The sequence below is a fragment of the Mesorhizobium sp. CNPSo 4684 genome, assembly GCF_057784315.1.
Map to the genome: position 1 here is coordinate 78303 of NZ_JBWLUX010000007.1, position 23083 is coordinate 101385.

At 63.3% G+C, this 23083-nt stretch carries 19 protein-coding genes and 2 pseudogenes; 11 read left to right on the forward strand and 10 right to left on the reverse strand.

All coding sequences use genetic code 11. The features are described from left to right. Positions 1-13: 13 nt before the first annotated feature. Together AC04SG_RS08175 and AC04SG_RS08180 are read right to left on the reverse strand one after the other, a co-directional pair. Positions 14-934 (reverse strand): bifunctional 5,10-methylenetetrahydrofolate dehydrogenase/5,10-methenyltetrahydrofolate cyclohydrolase, encoded by a 921-nt coding sequence (locus AC04SG_RS08175; protein WP_192248116.1) that lies wholly within the window; start codon positions 932-934, stop codon positions 14-16. A 257-nt stretch (positions 935-1191) separates the two neighbouring features. Next, positions 1192-1935 (reverse strand): L,D-transpeptidase, encoded by a 744-nt coding sequence (locus AC04SG_RS08180; RefSeq protein WP_488550615.1) that lies wholly within the window; start codon positions 1933-1935, stop codon positions 1192-1194. Positions 1936-2141: 206 nt separating this feature from the next. On the opposite strand from AC04SG_RS08180, the gene AC04SG_RS08185 reads away from it, so the two are divergent. Beyond that, positions 2142-2780 (forward strand): DNA-3-methyladenine glycosylase I, encoded by a 639-nt coding sequence (locus tag AC04SG_RS08185; protein WP_488550616.1) that lies wholly within the window; start codon positions 2142-2144, stop codon positions 2778-2780. 111 nt (positions 2781-2891) lie between these two features. Here AC04SG_RS08185 and AC04SG_RS08190 read toward each other — a convergent pair whose 3' ends face one another. Then, the gene (locus tag AC04SG_RS08190; protein WP_488550617.1) at positions 2892-3134 is read right to left on the reverse strand and encodes a hypothetical protein; all 243 of its coding nucleotides are present in this window, start codon (positions 3132-3134) and stop codon (positions 2892-2894) included. A gap of 466 nt (positions 3135-3600) precedes the next feature. Here AC04SG_RS08190 and hisS point away from each other — a divergent pair, with 466 nt between their 5' ends. The 4 genes from hisS (at position 3601) to AC04SG_RS08210 (ending at position 9094) form a co-directional block, all read left to right on the forward strand. After that, positions 3601-5094 carry a histidine--tRNA ligase gene (gene hisS / locus AC04SG_RS08195; RefSeq protein WP_488550618.1) on the forward strand — a complete coding sequence of 498 codons (1494 nt, stop codon included), beginning with the start codon at positions 3601-3603 and terminating at the stop codon, positions 5092-5094. Positions 5095-5275: 181 nt separating this feature from the next. Next, positions 5276-6394 carry an ATP phosphoribosyltransferase regulatory subunit gene (locus AC04SG_RS08200; protein WP_488550619.1) on the forward strand — a complete coding sequence of 373 codons (1119 nt, stop codon included), beginning with the start codon at positions 5276-5278 and terminating at the stop codon, positions 6392-6394. Next, positions 6391-7092, forward strand: a complete 702-nt coding sequence (gene hisG / locus AC04SG_RS08205) for an ATP phosphoribosyltransferase (protein ID WP_488550620.1) — start codon at positions 6391-6393, stop codon at positions 7090-7092. The genes AC04SG_RS08200 and hisG overlap by 4 nt, the downstream gene beginning before the upstream one ends. Positions 7093-7327: 235 nt before the next feature. Further along, positions 7328-9094, forward strand: a complete 1767-nt coding sequence (locus tag AC04SG_RS08210; RefSeq protein ID WP_488550621.1) for an AMP-binding protein — start codon at positions 7328-7330, stop codon at positions 9092-9094. A gap of 86 nt (positions 9095-9180) precedes the next feature. On the opposite strand, the pseudogene AC04SG_RS08215 reads toward AC04SG_RS08210, so the two are convergent. From AC04SG_RS08215 to AC04SG_RS08225, 3 genes and pseudogenes are all read right to left on the reverse strand, one after another. Further along, positions 9181-9790 (reverse strand): annotated as a pseudogene (locus AC04SG_RS08215) (DUF992 domain-containing protein). Further along, positions 9736-12885, reverse strand: a complete 3150-nt coding sequence (locus tag AC04SG_RS08220) for an efflux RND transporter permease subunit (protein WP_488550622.1) — start codon at positions 12883-12885, stop codon at positions 9736-9738. Before AC04SG_RS08220 ends, AC04SG_RS08215 begins: the two are co-directional and overlap by 55 nt. Beyond that, a complete protein-coding gene (locus tag AC04SG_RS08225) occupies positions 12882-14051 on the reverse strand; it encodes an efflux RND transporter periplasmic adaptor subunit (RefSeq protein WP_488550623.1) in 1170 nt (389 codons plus the stop codon). The genes AC04SG_RS08220 and AC04SG_RS08225 overlap by 4 nt, the downstream gene beginning before the upstream one ends. Before the next feature lie 80 nt (positions 14052-14131). Between AC04SG_RS08225 and AC04SG_RS08230 the strand changes: the two genes are divergently transcribed. The 3 genes from AC04SG_RS08230 (at position 14132) to AC04SG_RS08240 (ending at position 16074) form a co-directional block, all read left to right on the forward strand. Then, the gene (locus tag AC04SG_RS08230; protein WP_488550624.1) at positions 14132-14353 is read left to right on the forward strand and encodes a cysteine rich repeat-containing protein; all 222 of its coding nucleotides are present in this window, start codon (positions 14132-14134) and stop codon (positions 14351-14353) included. Positions 14354-14498: 145 nt separating this feature from the next. Further along, positions 14499-15656 carry a calcium:cation antiporter gene (locus AC04SG_RS08235; protein WP_488550625.1) on the forward strand — a complete coding sequence of 386 codons (1158 nt, stop codon included), beginning with the start codon at positions 14499-14501 and terminating at the stop codon, positions 15654-15656. Between the two features lie 154 nt (positions 15657-15810). Then, positions 15811-16074, forward strand: a complete 264-nt coding sequence (locus AC04SG_RS08240; RefSeq protein WP_477337828.1) for a hypothetical protein — start codon at positions 15811-15813, stop codon at positions 16072-16074. Positions 16075-16292: 218 nt separating this feature from the next. Here AC04SG_RS08240 and AC04SG_RS08245 read toward each other — a convergent pair. Both AC04SG_RS08245 and AC04SG_RS08250 read right to left on the reverse strand, forming a co-directional pair. Next, positions 16293-16439, reverse strand: a pseudogene (locus tag AC04SG_RS08245) (hydrogen peroxide-inducible genes activator); the annotation flags it as partial. A 33-nt stretch (positions 16440-16472) separates the two neighbouring features. Further along, positions 16473-17381, reverse strand: a complete 909-nt coding sequence (locus AC04SG_RS08250) for a LysR family transcriptional regulator (protein WP_488550626.1) — start codon at positions 17379-17381, stop codon at positions 16473-16475. A gap of 78 nt (positions 17382-17459) precedes the next feature. Here AC04SG_RS08250 and AC04SG_RS08255 point away from each other — a divergent pair, with 78 nt between their 5' ends. After that, the gene (locus AC04SG_RS08255) at positions 17460-18290 is read left to right on the forward strand and encodes a class I SAM-dependent methyltransferase (protein ID WP_488550627.1); all 831 of its coding nucleotides are present in this window, start codon (positions 17460-17462) and stop codon (positions 18288-18290) included. A 12-nt stretch (positions 18291-18302) separates the two neighbouring features. Continuing rightward, positions 18303-18827: a hypothetical protein gene (locus AC04SG_RS08260; protein ID WP_488550628.1), complete on the forward strand. Its 525-nt coding sequence runs from the start codon at positions 18303-18305 to the stop codon at positions 18825-18827. Between the two features lie 87 nt (positions 18828-18914). Here the strand turns inward: AC04SG_RS08260 and AC04SG_RS08265 are convergent, their stop codons facing one another. Beyond that, the gene (locus AC04SG_RS08265; RefSeq protein WP_488550629.1) at positions 18915-19823 is read right to left on the reverse strand and encodes a hydrogen peroxide-inducible genes activator; all 909 of its coding nucleotides are present in this window, start codon (positions 19821-19823) and stop codon (positions 18915-18917) included. A 140-nt stretch (positions 19824-19963) separates the two neighbouring features. Between AC04SG_RS08265 and katG the strand changes: the two genes are divergently transcribed. Continuing rightward, a complete protein-coding gene (gene katG / locus AC04SG_RS08270; protein ID WP_488550630.1) occupies positions 19964-22159 on the forward strand; it encodes a catalase/peroxidase HPI in 2196 nt (731 codons plus the stop codon). 65 nt (positions 22160-22224) lie between these two features. On the opposite strand, the gene AC04SG_RS08275 is transcribed toward katG, so the two are convergent. Further along, a complete protein-coding gene (locus AC04SG_RS08275; protein WP_112562434.1) occupies positions 22225-22902 on the reverse strand; it encodes an MIP family channel protein in 678 nt (225 codons plus the stop codon). Positions 22903-23083: the final 181 nt, after the last annotated feature.

Here is a 23083-nt window from a genome sequence, read left to right on the forward strand (position 1 = left end):
GCGCCGCCGTATCTTACTCCGCCGCCAGCCTGTCCACCACGCCATACGTCGCCTGGTAGCGTGCCCGCTGGCGGCTGAGCGCGACCATGGTGTTGCGCAGCAGGATCGCCACGGTGATCGGGCCGACGCCGCCCGGCACGGGTGTGATCCAGGACGCGACGTGCTTGACGCTCTCGGTGTCGACGTCGCCGACGATGCGGCTCTGCCCGTCCGGCCCGATCTCGGAATTGATGCCGATGTCGATGACCGCCGCACCGGGCTTTACCATATCGGCCTTGATCAGCCTCGGCTTGCCGACGGCGACGAACAGCGCGTCGGCGCGGCGCGCATGGGCGGCCACCGAGCGTGTCATGTGATGGCACACCGTCACCGTCGCGCCTTCGCTCATCAGCAGGAAGGCGATCGGCTTGCCGACGATTTCGGAATGGCCGACGACGACCACTTCGAGCCCCTTGAGATCGAGGCCGGTTTCCTTCAGCAGCTCGACAGAGGCCGCCGCCGTGCAAGGCGCGAGATCGAGCTGGTTGTAGACGATGTTGCCGATCGAGGCCGGGTGCATGCCCTCGACATCCTTCAGCGGATGCACCGCCGCCTGCAGTGTCTTGATCGGGATGTGTGCAGGCACCGGCCGCTGGATGATGATGCCGGTGACGCGCGGATCGGCGTTGAGGCCATGGATCGCCGCTTCGAGTTCGCCGGCAGTTATGTCGGCGGCAAAGCGCCGCTCCTCGAAGGAGATGCCGGCGAGCCCGGCCTTGGCGCGCTGGTTGCGCACATAGACATCGACCGCATCGGTATCGCCGACGGTGATCGACACCAGCTTGGGCGGAAAACCCTCGGCGGTAGCAATGGCAGCATCCTCGCGCACGGCGGCGATGATGCGCTGGGCGACCGGGCCGCCCCGGAGATAGCGGCTGTCGTCTGGCTGAGACATGGCTGGACCTTCGTAGCGAATTTGGCCGCCCCTATAGCAGGGGAAATGTGGCAAGGGCAGCGTGAAAGCGAACCGTCATCCCCCTGCCGCGACGTTCTGGCGCATCTTGCTTAGACGCGGGCGGTGTCACGACAAAGAGAAAGGGCAGCGCGGTTTCCCGTGCTGCCCTTTCCTGACTGGCCGCATCCCCACACGGCCCGTCCCCCGTAAACCCTTGCCGATCCCTGAAGGTCTGGACCAGATGATTCGGTAGCCGACTATATCACGACCACGGTCGTTCCAACATTGACCCTCTCGTAAAGGTCAACCACGTCCTCGTTGCGCATGCGGATGCAGCCGGACGACACCGCGCCGCCGATCGTCCACGGCTGGTTGGTGCCGTGAATACGGTATTCCGTCGTGCCGAGATAGAGCGCGCGGGCGCCGAGCGGGTTCTCTTCGCCGCCGGCCAGATAAGTCGGCAGGTAGCGGCCCTTGGCGGCCTCGCGCTTGATCATCTCCGCCGGCGGACGCCAGTCCGGCCAGACGCGCTTGTTGGTGATCTTGTGCGTGCCGGACCATTCGAAGCCCGGCTTGCCGGTGCCGACACCGTAGCGCCGTGCCTTGCCATTCTTCTCGACCAGGAACAGGAAATTCTGCGTCGTATCGATGACGATCGTGCCCGGCTTCTGCGGCCCGTCATAGGCGACTTCCTGCGGCAGATAGAGCGGGTTGATCTGCGGCCGCATCACCATGCGCTTGGCCGGAGCCTGCACCGAAGCGGTACGCACCCGGTCGGGCTGCGCCGGCTGTGCATAGCGAATGCGCGGCTGCTGGATCACCTGGCGGCTCTGGCGCACGATGCCGGGCGCGCGGCCAAGCTGCAGCACCCAGGGTGCCGAAAGGTCGGGGCTCACCATCACCGGCGGCCTGTCGGCATAGCGGTCGTTGGCGGCAGACGAGGTAGCGCCGGCGGCCAGAATGGCCGCGGCGCCGAGCACGGAACGCAAAAAGATCTTCATCGGAACGCACCTTGATCGTCGAACGGACGGAGGCGGAACTTGCCCCCGGTTGCGCGATCCTTGGCGTGAAGCCGCAACCGAAACATGAATCGGAATGCGTAAAATGCCGCTTTGTCAGTAAACCTTTTGGTGTGGTTACCGCCGCGTTCAGGAATCTGGTAAAGCCGCGGTAAATGCGCGACAGCGCGTTAACGAATGGATTGGCCATGGCACAAGACAACACCGGTCTGCTGATCGGCCCCGACGGCATCATGCGCTGCTTCTGGCACGGCAACCTGCCTGACTATCTGCACTACCACGACCATGAATGGGGCCGGCCGGTGGCCGACGACCGCCGGCTGTTCGAAAAGATCTGCCTCGAAGGCTTTCAGTCCGGCCTGTCCTGGCTGACCATCCTGCGCAAGCGCGAGAATTTCCGCGAGGCTTTCGCCGGCTTCGACTTCGACAAGGTCGCCGCCTTCACCGACACGGATGTCGAGCGCCTGCTTGGCAATGCCGGCATCATCCGCCACCGGGGCAAGATCGTCTCGACCATCAACAACGCCAAGCGCGCGCGGGAAATGGTCGATGAGTTCGGCTCGCTGGCCGCATGGTTCTGGAAATTCGAGCCGGGCAAGGAGGAGCGACCCGAAATCGTCGACCTCGCCCATCTGCGCGCCAATCCGACGACGGCGGTCTCGGTCAGGATTTCGAAGGAACTGAAGAAGCGCGGCTGGAGTTTTGTCGGCCCGACGACGGTCTACGCCTTCATGCAGGCGATGGGCCTGGTCAACGACCACCTCGAAGGCTGTGTTTGCCGCAAGGAGGTCGAGAAGGACAGGAAGGCGTTCAAACGGCCGAAGTAGCGCTGTCCCCTACCTCCCCCTTGTGGGGAGGTCGCGCCGAAGGCGCGGGTGGGGGTCCCTTGGCGCTGCCCCCCACCGCTACGCGTCGACTCCACAAGGGGGAGGGTAAGCTCACACCCCACTGGCGCCCGTCAAAAACAACCCCGCGACAATCGCCGCTAGCGCTGCAAATGCCGGATAGATCACCAGCAGCCCGGTCATCAGCGCCTCGCGCATCGTCGAGCGCTTGCGCTCGTCGGCAGTGGCCTCAAACGGACCGAGGCTCGCCGTCACCGGCGCACGGCTCTCGGCTGGCCGCAGCCGGACTTCATGCAAGCCGTCGTCTCTGATATCGAATTTCTGTGCCGCAGTCATGGCCCCAACCCCTTGTTTCGGCGCGCTTATCGGCTCCGATTGTGTCGGCACGATGCCGCACCGGTGGCGGAATTGTTTCCTTGTTGGTGCGTTTTGTTTCGGAGTCGGATTCGCAGACGGCTTTGGCCGTTTGCGCTGCCCCTCATTGCCCTGCCGGGCATTTCTCCCCGTATAGTGACGGGGAGAAAGATTGCTTGCGCGCAAGGTTTCGCCAATCACCAGCGCAGCAGGAGGCGCGCCGGGTTGCGGTCGTCCCCTTCTCCCCGTCCCTATACGGGGAGAAGGTGCCGGCAGGCGGATGAGGGGCGGCGCAGCGTTGGCAAAATATCGAACCATTCCAAGCGACTTCGCGGGCGGGGTTGCAAACCCTTGCCGCTCCCTGCTGCATCGGTTAGGACACGCGCGCCGTGGAAAGCGGTAATTTGACCGATCCACGCAACGCCACGAAACGCCGAGTACCCATCCCATGGCCGACAAATCGGAAAAGACGAAAGCGCGACTGCCGCGCGGCTTTGCCGACCGCAGCGCTGACGATATCCGTGCCGTCGAGAAGATGATGGCGACGATCCGCTCGGTCTATGAGCTGTATGGTTTCGAGCCGGCCGACCAGCCGCTGATCGAATACACCGATGCGCTCGGCAAATTCCTGCCCGATCAGGACCGGCCGAATGAAGGCGTGTTCTCGTTCCAGGACGATGACGAACAGTGGCTGTCGCTGCGCTACGACCTGACTGCGCCGACGGCGCGTTACGTCGCCGAGAATTTTGAGCGGCTGCCGAAGCCGTATCGCAGCTACCGCTCCGGCTGGGTGTTTCGCAACGAAAAGCCCGGTCCCGGCCGCTTCCGCCAGTTCATGCAGTTCGACGCCGACACCATCGGCACGCCGGGTGTCGCCGCCGACGCCGAAATGGCGATGATGATGGCCGACGTCATGGAGGCGCTCGGCATCAAACGCGGCGACTACGTCATTCGCGTCAACAACCGCAAGGTGCTGGATGGTGTGCTGGAGGCGATTGGCCTCGGTGGTGAGGAGAACGCAGGGCGCCGCCTGACCGTGCTGCGGGCTATCGACAAGCTGGACAAGCTCGGGCCGGAAGGCGTGAAGCTTCTGCTTGGTCCGGGTCGCTGGGACGGTGGCAAGGAAGGCGAGGGTGACTTTGCCAAGGGCGCTGGACTGAATGAGGTGCAAGCCGAGGCCGTCCTTCTCGCGACAGCGAGGGAACAGGCGCGCCAGGATTCTAATGTGGGTGCGAACGCGATCTATCAGGAAGGCGTTGGCGAGCTCTCGACCATTGAAGCCTTGGTCAGGGCGGCCGGATACGGCGAAGATCGTATCGCCATGGACCGCTCCGTCGTTCGCGGGCTCGAATACTACACGGGCCCCGTCTTCGAGGCCGAGCTTCTGGCCGAGATCCCCAATGAGGACGGCCAGATCGTGCGCTTCGGCTCGGTCGGCGGCGGTGGGCGCTACGATGGCCTTGTCTCGCGCTTCCGTGGCGAGCCAGTGCCGGCGACCGGTTTTTCCATCGGCGTCTCCCGCCTGATGACGGCGCTGAAGAACCTCGGCAAGCTGGACACCACCGATGTCATCGCGCCGGTCGTCGTGCTGGTGATGGACAAGGATACCGAAAGCCTCGGCCGCTACCAGAAGATGGTTGCGCAACTGCGCGCTGCCGGCATCCGCTCCGAAATGTATCTCGGCGGCGCCGGCATGAAGGCGCAGCTGAAATACGCCGACCGCCGTGGCAGTCCGGTCGCAATCATCCAGGGCGGCGACGAGCGCGCCAAAGGCGAGCTGCAGATCAAAGACCTGATCGAAGGCGCCCGCATGTCGGCCGAGATCACCGACAACGCCGAATGGCGCGCCGCGCGTCCGGCGCAGGTGACGGTGGCGGAGGGCGAGCTGGTCGCCGAGGTGAAGAAGATACTCGCGGCGCAGGCCGAGGAACGAGCGAAATGATGAGCGCCGCGCTGTTCTTCCCTTCTCCCCTTGTGGGAGAAGGTGGATCGGCGCGGAGCGCCGAGACGGATGAGGGGTGTTCCAGGGAACGCCAACGCCGCATTCCGTCACGCATCCCTCATCCGACCGAGCTTCGCTCGGCCATCTTCTCCGACAAGGGGAGAAGGGAAGGGCGCTGCCCATGACCTCCCGCCCCACCATCGCAACCGAAATCACCCGCCTCTTCGCCACCCGCAACACCCATGCGGTGGAAGTGGCCGTGTTGCAGCCGGCCGATCCGTTCCTCGACATGGCCGGCGAGGATTTGCGCCGCCGCATCTTTCTCACCGAAAGCGAGACCGGCAAGACGCTATGCCTGCGGCCTGAATTCACCATTCCCGTCTGCCTCGACCACATAGCCAGCCAGGCCGGCACGCCGCGCCGCTATTCCTACCTCGGCGAAGTGTTTCGCCAGCGCCGCGAGGGCGGCAACGAGTTTTTCCAGGCCGGCATCGAGGATCTCGGCGACCGCGATACGGCTGAGGCCGACGCGCGTTCGCTGGCCGATGCGCATGCGCTGCTGCAGCTGGTGCTGCCGGGCCAACCCCTGGCGATCATGCTCGGCGACCAGACCATCTTCGAGGCGGTGCTGGCGGCGCTCGGCCTGCCGCGCGGCTGGCGCATGCGACTGGCCCGGGCCTTCGGCTCGGCGCCGATGCTGCAGGCAGCGCTCGCCGACCTCGCCAACCCGCCGCGCAACGGCCAGCTCGACGGGGATGTCGCCGCCCTTGTGCTCGACGGCGATCTCGAAGCGCTGTCCGCTCACATTGCTGGTGGCATGGAAGAGGCGGGCCTTTTGGCGTCAGGCGGACGCGCGCCCGCCGATATTGCCCGGCGGCTGATCGAGAAGGCCGAACTGCGCAGCGTACGGCTGTCGAACGAAGCCTTCGCGGCACTCAAGGATTTTCTCGCCATCGACGTGCCGCTCGACGGCGCGAGTGCTGCGCTCGAAAGCTTCGCCGCCTCTGCCGGGCTTTCGCTCGGCGCGGCACTCGAAAAGTTCGCCGCCCGCGCCAAGGCGATCGAGGCGCATGGCCTGCCGGCAAAGACAATTCGCTATGACGCCGCTTTCGGCCGTCCGTTGGATTATTACACCGGCATCGTCTTCGAGATCGCGGCGCAAGGTGGTGAGCGACCGCTGGCCGGCGGCGGCCGTTACGACCGGCTGCTGACACTGCTTGGCGCGAGAACGCCGATCCCCGGCGTCGGCTTCTCCGTCTGGCTCGACCGCATCGAAGCGCTGCGGGGAGAACCGCAATGATCACGCTGGCAATCCCGTCGAAAGGCCGGCTCAAGGAGCAGGCGCTGGAGGTGTTGGCCAAAGCCGGGCTTGCCGTCAGCCTGCCCGGCGACGACCGCAAATACCGCGCCCGCATCGACGGCGCCGAAGGCATCGAGGTGGCGTTCCTGTCGGCGTCCGAAATTGCCGGCGAGATCGGCCAAGGCTCGGTCGATCTCGGCATCACCGGCGAAGATCTGCTGCGCGAAAACCTGGCAGATTGGGAAGCGCGCGCCGAGATCGTCGCTCGCCTCGGTTTCGGCCATGCGGATGTCGTCGTGGCCGTGCCCGGCATCTGGCTCGACGTCGACACCATGGCCGATCTCGACGATGTCGCCGCCGATTTTCGCCAGCGCCATGGCCGGCGGCTGAGGATCGCCACCAAATACTGGCGGCTGACGCAACAATTCTTCTCGCAAAAGCACGGCATCCAGGTCTATCGCATCGTCGAGAGCCTGGGCGCCACCGAAGGCGCGCCGGCGGCGGGATTGGCCGACGTCATCGTCGACATCACCACCACCGGCTCGACCTTGCGCGCCAACCATCTCAAGGTGCTGGCGGATGGTGTTGTGCTGAAGTCGCAGGCCTGCCTCGTGGCCTCGAAAAAGGTGCGTGCTGCGGCCGATGAGGCGCTGTTGCGCGATATCGCCGCGAAGATGAGCGCCCTCCCTCCTCCTTGAGGGGAGGGTGGACAGCCGCCGAAGGCGGATGGACGGGTGGGGTCGCTGCGGCAGTGCTCGACGCGAGACGACCGAAGCCGCGTCGACAGTGACCAAAAGAGTCGAGCACTTCGCCGAGGACCCCATCCGCCTCGCTTCGCTCGGCACCCTCCCCTCGAGGGGAGGGGTACCATCGACGGGATTTCCACAGCCCCATCAGGCTGATAGGCTCGCCATATCCCGGGAGGAAACGGCGATGGCGATCAAACTCGACGAACTCCAGAACGCCACACATTTGCGCGGCCCGGCCAAAGGCGGCACCTTCATCGCCCCGATCGACGGCAGGGCGCATGTCTCGGGCGATCGCTCGGCGCCGCTGCTGAAACAGACGATTCCCACGCTGTTTTCCGACACGGTCAGCAAATACGCCACGCAGGATGCCGCCGTCTTCCTCAGCCAGGACAAGCGCTTCACCTGGAGCGAGCTTTCGGACACGGTCGACACGCTGGCCGCCGGGTTCCTGGCGCTTGGCCTCGAAAAGGGCGACCGCGTCGGCATCTGGTCGCCCAACCGCTGGGAATGGCTGGTGACGCAGTTCGCCACCGCCCGCATCGGCCTGATCCTGGTCAACATCAACCCGGCCTACCGGCTGACCGAACTCGAATATGCCCTCAACAAGGTCGGCTGCAAGGCGCTGGTGACGGCGGCCAGTTTCAAGACCTCCGACTATCTCGGCATGATTGAGACGCTGGCGCCGGAGCTCGCCAAGGCCATTCCCGGCAAGCTCAAGGCGCAGAAACTGCCGACGCTGAAGATCGTCATCCGCATGGGCGACGACAATTCGCCCGGCATGTTCAATTTCGCCGATGTGCTGTCGATGGCCGGCCGCGACGAGCATGACAGCCTCGACCGCATCTCCGAGGGGTTGAAGCCGGGTGAAGCCATCAACATCCAGTTCACCTCGGGCACGACAGGCGCGCCCAAGGGCGCCACGCTGACCCACACCAACATCGTCAACAACGGCAATTTCGTTACCGCGGCCATCAAGCTCACTGTTGACGACCGGCTCTGCATTCCGGTGCCGCTCTACCACTGCTTCGGCATGTCGATGGGCACGATGGGCTGTGTCACCAAGGGCGCCACGATGGTTTTCCCGGGCGAGGGGTTCGATGCCGGCGCGACGCTCAAGGCGGTGGCGCAGGAACGCTGCACCGGCCTCTACGGCGTGCCGACCATGTTCGTCGCCATGCTCGACCACGCCGACTTTGCCAGCTTCGACCTCTCCAGCTTGCGCACCGGCATCATGGCGGGTTCACCATGCCCGATCGAGGTGATGAAGAAGGTGGTCTCGCTGATGCATATGGAAGAGGTGACCATCGCCTACGGCATGACAGAGACCAGTCCGGTCTCGTTCCAGAGCAGCGTCGACGACCCGCTGGAAAAGCGCGTCTCCACCGTCGGCCGCATCCATCCGCATGTCGAGGTCAAGGCCATCGACGCCGAGGGCGCCACCGTCGCCGTCGGCGCGCCGGGCGAGCTGTGCACGCGCGGCTATTCCGTGATGAAAGGCTATTGGGACGACGTGGAAAAGACCGCCGAGGCGATCGACAGCGATGGCTGGATGCACACCGGCGACCTTGCAACAATAGATGCCGAGGGCTATTGCAACATCGTCGGCCGGGTCAAGGACATGGTCATCCGGGGCGGCGAGAACGTCTATCCGCGCGAGGTCGAGGAGTTCCTCTACCGCCATCCCAAGGTCAAGGAAGTGCAGGTGTTCGGCATTCCCGACAGCAAATATGGCGAGGAGTTGTGCGCCTGGATCGTGCTGAAACCCAACCAGATCGCGACCGAGCAGGAGATCAGGAACTTCTGCGCCGGCCAGATCGCCCACTACAAAATCCCCCGTTACATCCGCTTCCGCACCGAATTGCCGATGACGGTGACCGGCAAGCCGCAGAAGTTTTTGATGAGGGAGGCGATGGTGGAGGAACTGGGGTTGGTGGTTCAGAAGACGGCGTAAAGCGGCTACTTAGCCGCAGTTCGCGCCGGTAGGCATCTTGCCTTGCCGTACAGGCTTGGCCGGATAGTCCCGTGTGGACGCGGCCACTAATTTGCGGCAGTGAGTTCGATCTGCTCGACCCCCGCCGCGATGTTGATGCCAGTTTCGCCCTCGACTGCCAGCGGTTGAAGGGCAAAGGCTTTCTCAGTTCCACCAAGCAGGACATCGGCGCCAACTCCAAGGCCCGCGGCCGCTTCCGCATCGACGCCATCATATTTTCCGGTCAGCAAGCCATTGTCCTTTGCAGCCGAGCCGCTCACGACGGCCCTCCTTCACGTCGCCAAGTTCAATGCCGAATTCGTTGATGGAGCCGGTGTAATTTTCCTTCGTGCCGTCATTCTTGGTGAATACGCAGATCATTGTCTGTTTGCGCGTTATGATTTCGCCGATGCCAGTCGAGGTGTCGCAGATCAGGATACCGACCTGTGCGTTCACCGCCCAGGCTGGCGCCGTCGGGACAAGCAGAAATGAAGCGCCCGCAAGAGCGAAGAGGCGGATGAGGGAGTGGAAAAGCATGTCAGATTTTCCTTGGCTAAGTTGCGATGCGTCCGATAGCAGGCAAATCTCCTTGGTAGTCGTTGGACGCGGCTCTCTTGCCGTGCCTAGCCGGGAAGCGTGGACGTGACCTCCCGCTTCCCTTTGCGCTCGGCGCGCCATTCCTCAAACCGCTGCAAGATCACGAAGAAGGCAGGCACGAAGAGAACGGCAAGGCAGGTGGAGGCGATCATGCCGGAGAAGACCGTGATGCCGATCGATTTGCGCGCACTGGCTCCGGCGCCCGTCGCAAGCACCAGTGGCGCGACGCCGAGGATAAAGGCGAAGGACGTCATCAAGATGGGGCGGAAGCGGGCGCGCGCGGCCTCGATCGCCGCCTCGACGATCGGTTTGCCGGCGGCGCGCAATTCGCGCGCGACCTCGACGATCAGAATGGCGTTCTTGGCCGACAGCGCAATCAGCAGGATCAGGCCGATCTGGACATAGAGGTTGTTATCGATACCGAGCCCGGTGAGGACCAGCACCGGGCCGACCAGCGAAAGCGGCGCAGCGAGCAATATCGAGATCGGCGCCAGCCAGCTCTCATACTGGCCCGCCAGCACCAGATAGACCAACAGCAGTGCCATGCCGAACACCAGGTAGATCTGGCTGCCGACGAGCTTTTCCTGGAAGGAGAGTGCAGTCCACTCGTAGCCGGTCCCGGGCGGCAGCGTGTCGGCCGCGGCCGCTTCCATCAGCTTGATCGCATCACCTGATGAGAAACCCTGCGCCTGCACGCCAAGGATCGATGCGGAGGGATAGAGGTTATAGAGGCTGATCAGCGAGGGGCCGACGCTTGGCGTGACCGTCAGCACCGTGCCAAGCGGGATCATATCGCCGTTCTGGTTGCGCACCGTCAGGCGGCCGATGTCCTCGGGCGACAGTCGGAACTGAGAATCGCCCTGCACATAGATCTGGAAGACCCGCCCGAACTTGTTGAATTGGCTGACATAGGTGGAGCCTAGATAGCCGGCGAGCGTCTGAAACACCTGGTCGGTGGTCAGCCCGAGCATCTGTACCTTTTCGCGGTCGAATTCGACCTGGTATTGCGGGACGTTGGATCGGAACGTTGCCGATACGCGCTGGATGCCGGACTGCGTCGCTGCTGCCCTGGTCAGCGCGCTGGTCGCGCCCTGCAATTTCGCAAGGTCGAAACTGCCGTCACGCAACTCGACCTGCATGGTGAAGCCGGCGGCGTTGCCGATGCCCTGGATCGGCGGCGGTGGCAGCACCAGGACATTGCCGTCCGCCATGTCTGACAGGTTCTTGTTCAGTGTCGCATAAAGCGAGGCGAGATCCTCACCCTTGCCCCGCACGCTCCAGTCCTTGAGGATGATGTAGGCAACGCCGGCATTTGCTAAAGTCGAGTTGTTGTCGAGGGCCGATAACCCGGCGATCGTCACCACCTGGTCTACGCCCGGCGTTGTCTTGGCGATTGTCGAAATCTGCTGCAGTGTCTCCTGCGTACGGCCGAGGGACGCGCCGTCAGGCAGTTGCACCGAAGCGAGCAGATAGCCTTGGTCCTCGATCGGAATGAAACCGGTGGCCACGCGCGACATGCCGTAGCCCGCGGCGCCAATGATGAGCAACGCGATTGTGCCCATCACCGTGCTGTGACGCACCATGGATCCGATCAGGCGGGCGTAGCCGTTTTCCGCCCGCTGATAGACGGCGTTGAAGCCGCGGAAGAAGGCGTTTCGCTTGTCCAGCGGCACCGGCTGCCTCAACCAGGTCGCGCACTGCGTGGGCTTCAGCGTTGCCGCGTTGACGGCGCTGATCAAGGCCGTTGCCGCAATCACCAGGGCGAATTGCGCATACATCTGGCCGGTAAGGCCTGGCAGGAAGGCGGCAGGCAGGAACACCGCCATCAACACAAGCGTGATGCCGATGATCGGCCCGAACAGCGCATTCATGGCCGCGACCGCCGCATCGTGGCCGGACATGCCGCGCTCCATGTTGTGCGCGGCCCCCTCGACCACAACGATGGCGTCGTCGACGACGATACCGATGGCAAGCACGATGGCGAACAGGGTCGACAGGTTGACGGTAAAGCCAAGCGCGAGCATCGCCGCGAAGGCCCCGATGATGGTCACCGGCACGGTCGTTGCCGGCACCAGCATCGCCCGCCAGTCCTGCAGGAAAAGTAGGATGACGATCAGCACCAGCACCGCGGCCTCAAGCAGCGTCTTATAGACCTCGTCGATCGCTTGGCTGACGAAGATCGTGGTGTTGAACGGGATCGAGTAAGCAAGGCCTTGCGGGAACTCGCCAGACAGTTCCTTCATCCTGGCCTCGACTTTGCCGGCCACGTCGAGTGCGTTGGCGCCGGGCGACAAGAAGATGGCCAGGCCAGCCGCCTGCTGGCCATCGAGATTGAAGAATTGCCCATAGGTCTGGGCACCGAGCTCGACCCGGCCGACGTCGCGCACGCGGGTCAGGTCGCCGTTGGCGCCGGTCTTGACGATCACCGCGCCGAACTGATCGGGGTCGTCAAGGCGGCTGGACACTTCGATCGTATATTGGAAGGACTGTCCGTCGGGCGCCGGCGGCGCGCCAACCTGGCCCGCGGTCACCTGCTCGCTTTGCTGCTGCAGCGCCTGGACGACGTCCTGGGTGGTAAGGCCGCGCACCTGCATCTTCTGCGGGTCGAGCCAGACGCGCATCGAATACTGCCCGGCGCCGAACACGTTCACGTTGCCGACACCTGGTATCCGGGAGAGCTCGTCCTTCAGCCGGATGGTTGCGTAGTTGGCGAGATAAAGGCTGTCGTATTGGTTGTCCGGCGACGTCAGCGTGACGATCTCGAGGATAGAGGTCGATTTCTTCTGGACGTTGACGCCCTGCACCTGCACTGCCTGCGGCAGCGATGCGAGCGCAGTGGACACCCGGTTCTGGACACGCACCTGCGCCTGGTCGAGGTCCGTGCCGATCTGGAAAGTGACGGTCAGATTGTAGCTGCCATCCGACGCGGAGAAGGACTGCATGTAGAGCATGCCCTCGACGCCGTTGACCTGCTGCTCGATCGGCAGCGCCACCGTGTCGATTACCGAGCGCGCGCTGGCGCCAGGATAGCGGGTGGTCACCGAAACGGTCGGCGGCACCACGTCGGGATATTGCGCCACCGGCAGGCCGAAGAGCGAGACCAGGCCGATGACGACCATGAGGACGGCGATTGCATTGGCCAGGACCGGCCGCTCGATGAAGAATTTGGAGATCATTGGGCAGCGCCGTCGGCCGCAGCCGCTTCCACCGTTTTCACCTGCGGCTCGATCTTCTGGCCGGGCACGGCCGTCAGCAAGCCGGAGACCAGGACGCGGTCTTCTGCGGTGATCCCCTTGCTGATCACGCGCAAGGCACCGACAAGCTGGCCGATCTCGACCGGGCGCTCCTCGACGACGTCGTCCTTTCCCACAACGAGCAGGTAGCGACCCCTCTGGTCGCTTCCGATCGCTCGGTCGGGAACCAGCAGCATGTCCGGTTCTTCTCCCAGCGGCACGCGCACGCGCACGAAGTAACCCGGAAGCAATGCCCGATCGTCGTTGGGCAGCACGGCGCGCACCGCGAGCGTGCCGGTGGTGGCCGTAACCTCAGGGGAGGCGTAGTCCAGCATTCCCTTGTGCGGATAGCCTGTCTCGTTCTGCAGGCCGACTTCGGCCGGTATCTTCTTGAGGTCCTGGCTAGTCAGGCCCCGTTTGGCCATGGCGGCGCGAATGCGCAGCACGTCCTGCTCCGAGATGTTGAAGTTGACATAAATGGGCGCGAGCTGAACGATGGTCGCCAGCGTCGTCGCGCTGCCGGCGCCAACCAGTTGCCCGATCGACACCTGGCGGGCGCCGACGATGCCGGCAAACGGCGCCTTGACCTCGGTGTAGCTCAAATTGAGCTGGGCTTGCTCGACGTCGACGGCGCTCTGCTTCTGCTTGGCGGCGTCGACATCCGCCGCGGCGGCGGACTGATCGAGGGTCGATTGCGAGATGATCTTCTGTGATAGCAGCTCCTGCTGCCGCTTGAGGTCGGCTCCGGACTGCTTGGCGGAGGCATCGGCCGAACCCTGCCCGGCCTGGGCCTGTTCGAGTGCCAATTTATAGGTATCCTGTTCGATCAGGAACAGCCGGGTACCAGCCTTGACCTCATCCCCGTCCTTATAGTCGATTTCCTGGATGAAGCCGGAGACACGCGCAACCAGCGGCGTCGTATTCACCGCCGCGGCGCTGCCTGTGGCCTCGAGATAGGGGGTTACAGTCTGCTTGACCGGAAGTGCTACATCTATCTTGGGTGGCGGGGGCGGCGCGTAACTGTTTTCATTGCTGCAGGCGCACAATAAAATTGCTGCAAATGCGAATGAACCAGCCGTCGGCGCGGATCTCCTCCATGAGAAAACCATTTTGCCCCTCTGAATACTTCGGTATATATATCGTATTGCTGTGAAATTGCGTGAACCTAGCTTTTTTTGGGGAGTTTGTCATGCGGATTGCGTTAGGCGTTCTTTTTCTGGCAACTCAGGTGACGGCCAATGCCGCATTTGCGCAGACCGCGGCCGAGCGAGAAGCCTGCCAGTCTGACTACGAGAAATTCTGCAAGGGGGTGGAGCAGGGCGGAGGCCGCATCATCAAGTGCCTGAACGATCATCTGAGTGACCTGACGCCGCAATGCCAGAAGGTCGTCAAGGAGAATACGCCCCAATAGGGCCACCGCAATTCCAGCAAAAGTGCGCGGTGATTTGCCTCCGGAATTGGGATAGGGTGCTCTAGGGCTCGGCCTATCCGACGACTGAGCGGGATCAGCGAACGCTGGCCGGCAAGGCCCGCTGATCTCGTGGAATGTTGGCTGGATGCTTGAAGACAGGCCTACGCAAACGCCCAAGGTTGCAACATCCAAGGCCGCATCGGGCGGTTTCGGGCGATCGGTGGTGTCTTGGGTGATGCCTTTGGGTGCCTTGGCCATGGCTCTCGCGGTGAGGGCCAGCGGCCTTTCGGTCGACCAAGGATCGCTGAACCTCAGGATCCTCGTTGGCGCGCTGTCGAGCGCGATCATGTTCACCACCATTTTCGTGGTGCTCGAGCATGCCGAGGCAGTCGCCCGGCGCGTGGGGGAGCCCTTTGGAACCTTGGTGCTGACTTTTGCGGTGACGGCGATCGAAGTGTCGATCATCGTTTCTATGATGTTGCACGGAGAAAACAATCCGACGCTTGCGCGCGAGTCCGTTTTCTCGACAGTGATGATCACTTCAACCGGCGTCGTCGGCATCTGTCTCGCGCTTGGCGGCTGGCGCCATCGCAAGCAGGCTATCGTCCGGCAAGGAACCAGTGCCTATCTGGCGGTTCTGATCGCGCTGACCGTCATGACGCTTATTCTGCCGACCTACACCCAGACCACGGGTCCCGGCACGTTTTCGGCAGCTCAACTTGGTTTCGTCAGTGCCCTTTCAGTACTGCTCTATGCAAGCTTCGTGTTCGCGCAAACTGTCCGGCACCGGGAAGACTTTGTCGAGGGACAAGAGCACCACGTTTCGGTGCGAATGGCCTCTGACGAGAACATCTTTGTCAGCGCTGTGCTGCTGGTGGCCGGGCTGATCGGAATTGTTATGCTTGCCGAGCAGGTCGCCGCAAGCGTTGAAGATACGCTCGTTGCCTACCAGGTGGCCCAGGCCGACAGCATTGTCGGAGCAATGATCGCAGGGCTGGTGTTGATGCCGGAGGCCATTTCGGCAATTCGCGCTTCGCTCAACAATGAGTTGCAGCGCGGCTTGAATGTCGCGATGGGTTCAGCCTGCGCCACGATCGGCCTGACGATACCGGGAGTAGCAGCCGCCAGCCTGCTAACGGGGAGGGGTTTGACCCTGGGGCTGCCGGCGGCTGACGCGGTCCTCTTGGTCCTGGCGCTTTTCACATGCGCCGTAAGCTTCAGTACCGAAAGAACCACGTTCCTGACCGGCATGGTCCATATCGTGGTGTTTTTTACGTATGTGTTTCTGATCTTTGTGCCGTGAAATTGTTGCCGGCCACTGATGCAGGATCGTGCTATGCCGGGGATGCATCGATGATCTGGCCGCGCCTCAATGGAACAGAATCAATCGATCTGTTGAGGCTTTCGCTTGCTGATGCTATATTAGAGAGGCTGCAGGTTAAGGAGAGGGGAAACCTATGGTCAGACGCGGTTTGTTTGCGCGCATATTTGCCATTGGAGCTTTGCTCACGATTTCGTCGATGGCAGGCGCCTCTGGATTCGGTTTAATCGCATCAGCGGAAGCAAAGACGGTCTTCATCCAGAAGACCACCATCTACATTACGACACTTCCAACGGGCTGCGTGAAGACCACCTATAGCGGTGGGATCGTGGTCTGGAAGTGCGGCACGAAATACTACCAGCCCTACAAAAACAGGTACGTGCTCGTCTACATCAAATAGCCGGGACAGTATAGTGTGAGGCATAAAGCCTGTTACGGCCCTACGAGGCCTGCCAGGCTGACTACGAGAATTCTGCAAAGCCATGGAACAAGGCGGCGGGCGTCTGATCAAGTGCCTGAACGCTCATCTGAACGACCAGACGCCGCAATGTCAGAAGGTCGTCAAGGACAATATGTGGCCGGCCTATCAGTGAGGAATATAGTCGCCCCCAACGCGCATCAAACCCCCAGCACCGCCTGATCCAGCCCACGAATGATCTTCGCCAGTTCCACGCACTCGTCATGCCGCACCTTGTTGCGGCGCCACGCCAGGCAGATCGTGCATTGCGGCATTGGCTCCTGGAACGGCACGATCTGGAGAGGAGGGAAGCGCCAAGATTTCCGCCATCATGCTTTATTTCAGACCGCGGATTTGAGGTGGTCGATGAAGGCGCGCAGCTTCGGGAGGATCTGGCGCTTGCCGGGATGATAGAGGAAGACGCCCGGCGTCGTCGCCGCGATGTCGTCCAGCACCGACTCAAGTTTTCCCTGGGCAATCGGACCTTGGACGACGGGTTGAGGGATCTGCGCCAGCCCAATCCCACGCATCGCGGCTCCGAGCAATGTCGGGTAGTCGTGGGCGATCAGCGGGCCGGAGACCATGGCCTCGATCGCCTCGTTGCCGTCGACGAATGTCCAGGGTGCGATGGCGCCGTTCGAGCGGCGCAAGCGCAGGCAGGCGTGGTGGCGCAAGGCGTCGATACGCTCGGGGCGGCCGTGGCGCGCGAGATAGTCAGGGCTGCCGACGACGACGAACGAGAAGGAAGGGGTCAGCCGCACCGCCACCATGTCGGTGGCAATGAACTGGCCGAGGCGAATGCCGGCATCGAACCCGCCGGTCGCCAGATCGACCATCTCGTCGCTCGCGGCGATCTCCAGTTCGATCTCGGGATAAGCCTGGCAGAATGACGCGATCACCGGCTCCAGGATCAACGGCACGACGGCGCGCGGCACTGACAGGCGCAGCAGGCCGGTCGGCCGCTGGCCGACATCACGCGCGGCCTCGCCGGCAGCGACGATCTCCTCGAAGGCAGGGCCGGCACGATCGAGGAAGCGCTGACCGGCCTCGGTCAGACCGACGCTGCGTGTCGTGCGGACAAACAGCGCCGCGCCCATGCGCGCCTCTAGTGAGCGCACCGCCTGGCTCACGGCGGACGGCGTCACGCCGAGATCGGCGGCGGCGCGGCGGAAGTTGCTGTGCCTGGCGACAGCCAGGAACACCTCGACGCCCTCCAGCGCACCGTGCCGGATTGTGTAGTTCTGCTTCATGGGTTGTTCTGATTACATCGGCTAGTCGAACTATGGAAGCGGATTTAAGTAAGAGCTGAACCTCGGAGACATTTTGCCATGACCGATGAACTTGATGGGGTGCGCGACCACTATCGCGCGACCGGCCTGACTGAGCGGCTGAAGACGGTACTGGCTGCTCTCGGCCCGGAGGATCAGCTTCTCACGCCGCAGCAATTGGGTACCCTCGACCAGTTTCATACCCGTGGGCTTGCTGCCACCGCAGAGCTTGCCCAATTGGCGAGGATTGCCACCGGTATGTCGGTTTTGGATGTCGGCTCGGGCGTCGGCGGGCCGGCGCGCTTTCTGGCTGCGACCTATGGCTGCCGGGTTACCGGCGTGGACCTCAGCGAGGCTTTCGTGGATGCCGCGCGCTATCTGACCGAGCGCACGGGACAAAGCGGGCAATTGTTGTTCAAGACCGCCAGCGCCCTGGAGCTTCCATTCGATGACGGCCGTTTCGACATCGTGCTGCTGCAACATGTGGCGATGAACATTTCCGACCGGGCACGGCTCTACCACGAGATTCGGCGCGTGCTGAAGCCAAGTGGCAGGTTTGCCACCTTCGACGTCGTGTTGGGCGGCGGCGAGCCGCACTATCCGCTTCCCTGGGCGCGAACGCCGGCGACAAGCTTCCTCCTGACAATCGACGCGACGCGCGAGGCGATCGAACCGGCCGGCTTCCGCATGCTGGCATGGCAAGACGACACCGAGATCGCCAAGGCCTGGTTCGCGCAGTTGCGTGTGTCGGGTCCTCCGCCTTCGCCCAATCTCGGCGTGGTGATGGGATCGGACTTTGCAGAGCTTGCAGCCAATTTGGGTCGAAATCTCATGGAAGGCCGGCTCGGCATCCTGACCGCGGTGTTCGAGGCCGCGTCGATCAACAGCTGACAGGAGATCAGAATGTCGACGGAGATCGTCTTTCAGACCCATCTCGTTCTCGGCTATGTCGCGTGGCTACTGTGCTTTGGTGCGTACATCTGGCCTTGGCTCGGATCTATGGACCGGATCGCGGCGCAACGTGCTATCGCCACGCTCCACAGCTTCCGCTTCTTCGGCCTCGTCTTCATCCTTCCAGGCGTCGTCAGCCCCGATCTGCCCGCCAGCTTCGCCATCTTTGCCGCCTATGGCGACTTCGCAACCGGGCTGCTGGCCATGCTAGCGCTGCTCACCGTGAGGATACGCCAGCTCTACTGGCTATTCGTCGTCGCCTTCAATGTCGTCGGAACGGTCGACCTCGTCGTCGACTATTACCAGGCTATCCAGGTCGACCTGCCTGCCCATGCGGGCCTGTTGGGGGCTACCTATGCGGTCCCGATCCTCTACGTGCCGCTGCTGATGATCACGCACATCGTCGCTTTCTATTTTCTATTCCGTCCGCACCAGAAGGCGACTCGCGCCATCGCAGACAATGATGCGGCTTCCTAAGTCATCATCTGGGAGCATGCGATGATCGCCAGCCTGAAATCGCCGCGGACCTGTCTGTCCCGGGTTCTGTGACGCTTGGCTGGCCTTTTACGCCGCCAGCACCGCCTGATCCAGCCCACGAATGATCTTCGCCAGTTCCACGCACTCGTCATGCCGCACCTTGTTGCGGCGCCATGCCAGGCAGATCGTCCGTTGTGGCATCGGCTCCTGGAACGGCACGATCTTCAGGTCCGTCATGGCGCTGGCCGGTCTTGCCGCCATTTCCGGAATGAGCGTGACGCCGAGCCCATGCGCCACCATTTGCAGAAGTGTCGTCAGGCTGGTGGCGCCGTAGCTTGCCATCGCCACCGGGCGCACGCTGCCGCACAGCGCCAGCGCCTGTTCGCGCAGGCAGTGGCCTTCCTCGAGAAGCATCAGCCGCTCCAGCGCCGGGCTTTCCGGCGGCACCGGCGGCGAGGCAAAGGCCGGGTCGCCTGACGGCACGGCGAGGAAGAAGCGGTCGGCGAACAGCGCCTCGGTAACCAGGCCGGGCTGGTCGAGCGGCAGCGCGGCGATGAAGGCGTCGAGCCGTCCCGTCGCTGTGTCCTCGACCAGCGACGCCGTCACCGCTTCGCGCAGCTCGAGCTGCAGGGACGGAAAATGCCGCTTCAGCTCCGGCAGAACATGCGGCAGCAGATAGGGCGCCACCGTCGGGATGATGCCCAGCCGGAAGCGCCCTTCCATGGCCGGGCGGCCGCGCCGCGCCGTCGTCTCGACCTCGCTGATATCGCGCAGGATGCGCTCGATGCGCGGCAGCAGAGCCTGCGCCTCCTCGGTTATCCGCACCGTCTTGCCGCCGCGTTCGAACAGCCGGCAGTTCAGCCTTTGCTCCATCTCGGCGATCTGTGCGGACAGCGCCGGCTGGCTGACGCCGGCGAGCTTTGCGGCGCGGCCGAAATGCAGCGTTTGCGCCAAAGCCTCGAAATATTGCATCTGCCGGACGGTGAGACCAATCATAAGGAAAACCTATCGCAACAAACAGGAAAGGCAATTTGTTTTTATCGAGGAGACGGCCTACTCTGGAACCATTCCAGAGTGGCACGGCTCCCGGCCGGCCCGGAAAACCAACACAGAAAATCAGCAATTCGGAGGCTAAGATGGACGCGAATACCGACGACAACAGCGCCGGCAAATGCCCGGTCGCGCATGGAACCTCCGGTAGGACCAACCGTGACTGGTGGCCGAACCAGCTCGACATCAGCGTTCTCCACCAGCAGTCGAACCTTTCGGACCCGATGGGCGAGGCGTTCGATTACGCCGAGGAGTTCAAGAGCCTCGACCTCGATGCGGTGATCAAGGACCTGCACAAGGTGATGACGGATTCGCAGGATTGGTGGCCGGCCGACTTCGGCCATTACGGGCCGCTGTTCATTCGCATGGCCTGGCACAGCGCCGGCACCTATCGCATCGGCGATGGTCGCGGTGGCGCCGGCGCCGGCCAACAGCGTTTCGCGCCATTGAACAGTTGGCCGGACAACGCCAATCTCGACAAGGCGCGCCGGCTGCTGTGGCCGATCAAGCAGAAATACGGCCGCAAGATTTCCTGGGCCGACCTGTTGATCCTCACCGGCAACGTCGCGCTGGAATCGATGGGCTTCAAGACTTTTGGTTTTGCCGGCGGCCGCGCCGATGTCTGGGAGCCCGAGCAGGACGTCAACTGGGGTTCGGAAACCAAGTGGCTCGACGACAAGCGCTATTCCGGTGACCGCGAACTGCACGGCCATCTCGGCGCCGTGCAGATGGGCTTGATCTACGTCAATCCGGAAGGCCCGAACGGCAAGCCCGATCCGCTGGCCTCGGCGCGCGATATCCGCGAGACCTTCGGGCGCATGGCGATGAACGACGAGGAAACCGTGGCGCTGATCGCCGGCGGGCACACCTTCGGCAAGACCCACGGCGCCGGTGATGCAGCCCTTGTTGGCGCCGAGCCGGAAGGCGCCGGCATCGAGGCGCAAGGACTCGGCTGGTCGAGCAAGCATGCGTCAGGCATTGCCGGCGATGCGATCACGTCAGGGCTCGAAGTCACCTGGACGACGACGCCGACCAAGTGGAGCAACAACTTCTTCGACAATCTGTTCAACTTCGAATGGGAACTGACCAAGAGCCCCGCCGGCGCCCATCAGTGGACGCCGAAAGGCGGCTCCAGCGCGGTTACGGTGCCGGACGCGCACAATCCGGGAAAGCGCCATGCACCGGCGATGCTCACCACCGACCTCGCACTGCGTGCCGACCCGGCCTATGAGAAGATCTCGCGGCGTTTCCATGAGCATCCCGAGCAGTTCGCCGACGCCTTCGCCCGCGCTTGGTTCAAGCTCACCCATCGCGACATGGGTCCGGTCGTGCGCTATCTCGGCCCGTTGGTGCCGAAGGAAGAGCTGATCTGGCAGGATCCGGTGCCGGCAGTCGACCATGAACCGGTCAGCGACCAGGATATCGCTTCCCTGAAGGCCAAGATCCTGGCTTCGAGCCTCACCGTTTCGCAGCTGGTTTCGACCGCCTGGGCCTCGGCCTCTACCTTCCGCAACTCCGACAAGCGCGGCGGCGCCAATGGCGCGCGCATTCGTTTGGCACCGCAGAAAGACTGGGAGGTCAACCAGCCGGCTGAACTGGCCAAGGTGCTGGCGAAGCTCGAGGCCATCCAGAAGGAGTTCAACGTTGGCGGCCAGAAGGTGTCGCTGGCCGACCTCATTGTGCTCGGTGGTGTCGCCGCGGTCGAGAAGGCCGCGACGGATGGCGGCAACGCGGTGAAGGTGCCGTTCACGCCGGGCCGCACCGACGCCTCGCAGGCGCAGACCGACGTTCATTCCTTCGCCGCGCTTGAGCCGAAGGTCGATGGCTTCCGCAATTATGTCAGCGGTAAGTTGCTGATGTCGGTCGAAGCGTTGCTGGTCGACCGGGCGCAACTGCTCAACCTGACGGCGCCGGAGATGACGGTGCTGGTCGCCGGCCTGCGTGTGCTTGGCGCCAATGCCGGTGGCTCAAAGCATGGCGTGCTCACCGACAGGCCGGGCACGCTGACGAACGACTTCTTCGTCAACCTGCTGTCGATGAGCACCGTTTGGGATCCAGCCTCCGAACCGGGCTCGCATGAGGTCTACGAAGCGCGCGATCGCAAGACCAAGGCGGTCAAATGGACGGCTACCCGCGCCGACCTGATCTTCGGCTCGCATGCGCAGTTACGCGCGCTGGCCGAGGTCTACGGGTCGGCGGATGCCGGGCCGAAATTCGTCGGCGATTTCGTCAAGGCTTGGACCAAGGTGATGAACGCCGACCGCTTCGACATCGTCGGCTGATCGCAGCCCTCCCAACAAAAAGGCGCGGGCCGAGGCCCGCGCCTTTTTGTTTATGCTTTCGAAAATCAGTCCTTTTCGAAGATGCGCGCCTTGGCGACGACGCCGGCAATGGCGCCGCCGATCAGCGGCGCGACGATGAACAGCCAGAGCTGGCTGAGTGCGGCGCCGCCGGTAAACAGCGCCGGGCCGATCGAACGTGCCGGATTGACCGAGGTGCCGGTCACCGGGATCATGGCGAAGTGCAGCCCTGCCAAGGTCAGGCCAATGACCAGCCCGGCGAACGCCGTCGAGTGCTTTTCCGCGGTGACGCCGAGGATGACGGTGACAAAGGTGAAGGTGCCGATCAGCTCCCACAGGAAGGCGGAGCTCATCCCCCATTTCGCCACGTCCCAGCCATTGGCGCCGAAGCCGGTGGTGTGTCCGCCGGTCTGGCCGGAAACGATGATCCACAGCGCCAGCGAGGCCAGGATGGCGCCGATGACCTGCGCGATCCAATAGGGGATCACATCCTTGGCCGGCAGCCGGCCGGCAAGGAAGACGCCGAGCGTGACAGCAGGATTGAGATGCGCGCCGGAAATCGGTCCGACCGCATAGGCAGCTGCAATCAGACCGATGCCGAACGCCAGGCCGATGGCTTCCTGGCCGAGCGGCAGGTCGGCCAGGAAGCCGCCCGTCGCCACCGACGCCGTGCCGATGAACACCAACAAAAATGTTCCTAGAACTTCCGCAAGATACGTTTTCATTGCCCTCTCCTCGTATCGATCCGCGGGTCCGCGTTTTCTGCGCCGCGAATCATGGTGCAGAGAGTATTCCCAACGCAAAAGCTTGGAAAGCAGAGCAGTTGCGCCACAGGTCATGCTTGCGGCGGCCGGTTTCCAACATTAGAGACCCTGCATCTATTTGGGATTTGTTGTCGCCGGCGGG

What these genes read in the sequence shown, in the direction of transcription:
- AC04SG_RS08175 (WP_192248116.1), bottom strand. Translation starts at nt 934, where the DNA reads ATGTCTCAGCCAGACGACAGCCGCTATCTCCGGGGCGGCCCGGTCGCC.
- AC04SG_RS08180 (WP_488550615.1), bottom strand. Translation starts at nt 1,935, where the DNA reads ATGAAGATCTTTTTGCGTTCCGTGCTCGGCGCCGCGGCCATTCTGGCC.
- AC04SG_RS08185 (WP_488550616.1), top strand. Translation starts at nt 2,142, where the DNA reads ATGGCACAAGACAACACCGGTCTGCTGATCGGCCCCGACGGCATCATG.
- AC04SG_RS08190 (WP_488550617.1), bottom strand. Translation starts at nt 3,134, where the DNA reads ATGACTGCGGCACAGAAATTCGATATCAGAGACGACGGCTTGCATGAA.
- hisS (WP_488550618.1), top strand. Translation starts at nt 3,601, where the DNA reads ATGGCCGACAAATCGGAAAAGACGAAAGCGCGACTGCCGCGCGGCTTT.
- AC04SG_RS08200 (WP_488550619.1), top strand. Translation starts at nt 5,276, where the DNA reads ATGACCTCCCGCCCCACCATCGCAACCGAAATCACCCGCCTCTTCGCC.
- hisG (WP_488550620.1), top strand. Translation starts at nt 6,391, where the DNA reads ATGATCACGCTGGCAATCCCGTCGAAAGGCCGGCTCAAGGAGCAGGCG.
- AC04SG_RS08210 (WP_488550621.1), top strand. Translation starts at nt 7,328, where the DNA reads ATGGCGATCAAACTCGACGAACTCCAGAACGCCACACATTTGCGCGGC.
- AC04SG_RS08220 (WP_488550622.1), bottom strand. Translation starts at nt 12,885, where the DNA reads ATGATCTCCAAATTCTTCATCGAGCGGCCGGTCCTGGCCAATGCAATC.
- AC04SG_RS08225 (WP_488550623.1), bottom strand. Translation starts at nt 14,051, where the DNA reads ATGGTTTTCTCATGGAGGAGATCCGCGCCGACGGCTGGTTCATTCGCA.
- AC04SG_RS08230 (WP_488550624.1), top strand. Translation starts at nt 14,132, where the DNA reads ATGCGGATTGCGTTAGGCGTTCTTTTTCTGGCAACTCAGGTGACGGCC.
- AC04SG_RS08235 (WP_488550625.1), top strand. Translation starts at nt 14,499, where the DNA reads ATGCTTGAAGACAGGCCTACGCAAACGCCCAAGGTTGCAACATCCAAG.
- AC04SG_RS08240 (WP_477337828.1), top strand. Translation starts at nt 15,811, where the DNA reads ATGGTCAGACGCGGTTTGTTTGCGCGCATATTTGCCATTGGAGCTTTG.
- AC04SG_RS08250 (WP_488550626.1), bottom strand. Translation starts at nt 17,381, where the DNA reads ATGAAGCAGAACTACACAATCCGGCACGGTGCGCTGGAGGGCGTCGAG.
- AC04SG_RS08255 (WP_488550627.1), top strand. Translation starts at nt 17,460, where the DNA reads ATGACCGATGAACTTGATGGGGTGCGCGACCACTATCGCGCGACCGGC.
- AC04SG_RS08260 (WP_488550628.1), top strand. Translation starts at nt 18,303, where the DNA reads ATGTCGACGGAGATCGTCTTTCAGACCCATCTCGTTCTCGGCTATGTC.
- AC04SG_RS08265 (WP_488550629.1), bottom strand. Translation starts at nt 19,823, where the DNA reads ATGATTGGTCTCACCGTCCGGCAGATGCAATATTTCGAGGCTTTGGCG.
- katG (WP_488550630.1), top strand. Translation starts at nt 19,964, where the DNA reads ATGGACGCGAATACCGACGACAACAGCGCCGGCAAATGCCCGGTCGCG.
- AC04SG_RS08275 (WP_112562434.1), bottom strand. Translation starts at nt 22,902, where the DNA reads ATGAAAACGTATCTTGCGGAAGTTCTAGGAACATTTTTGTTGGTGTTC.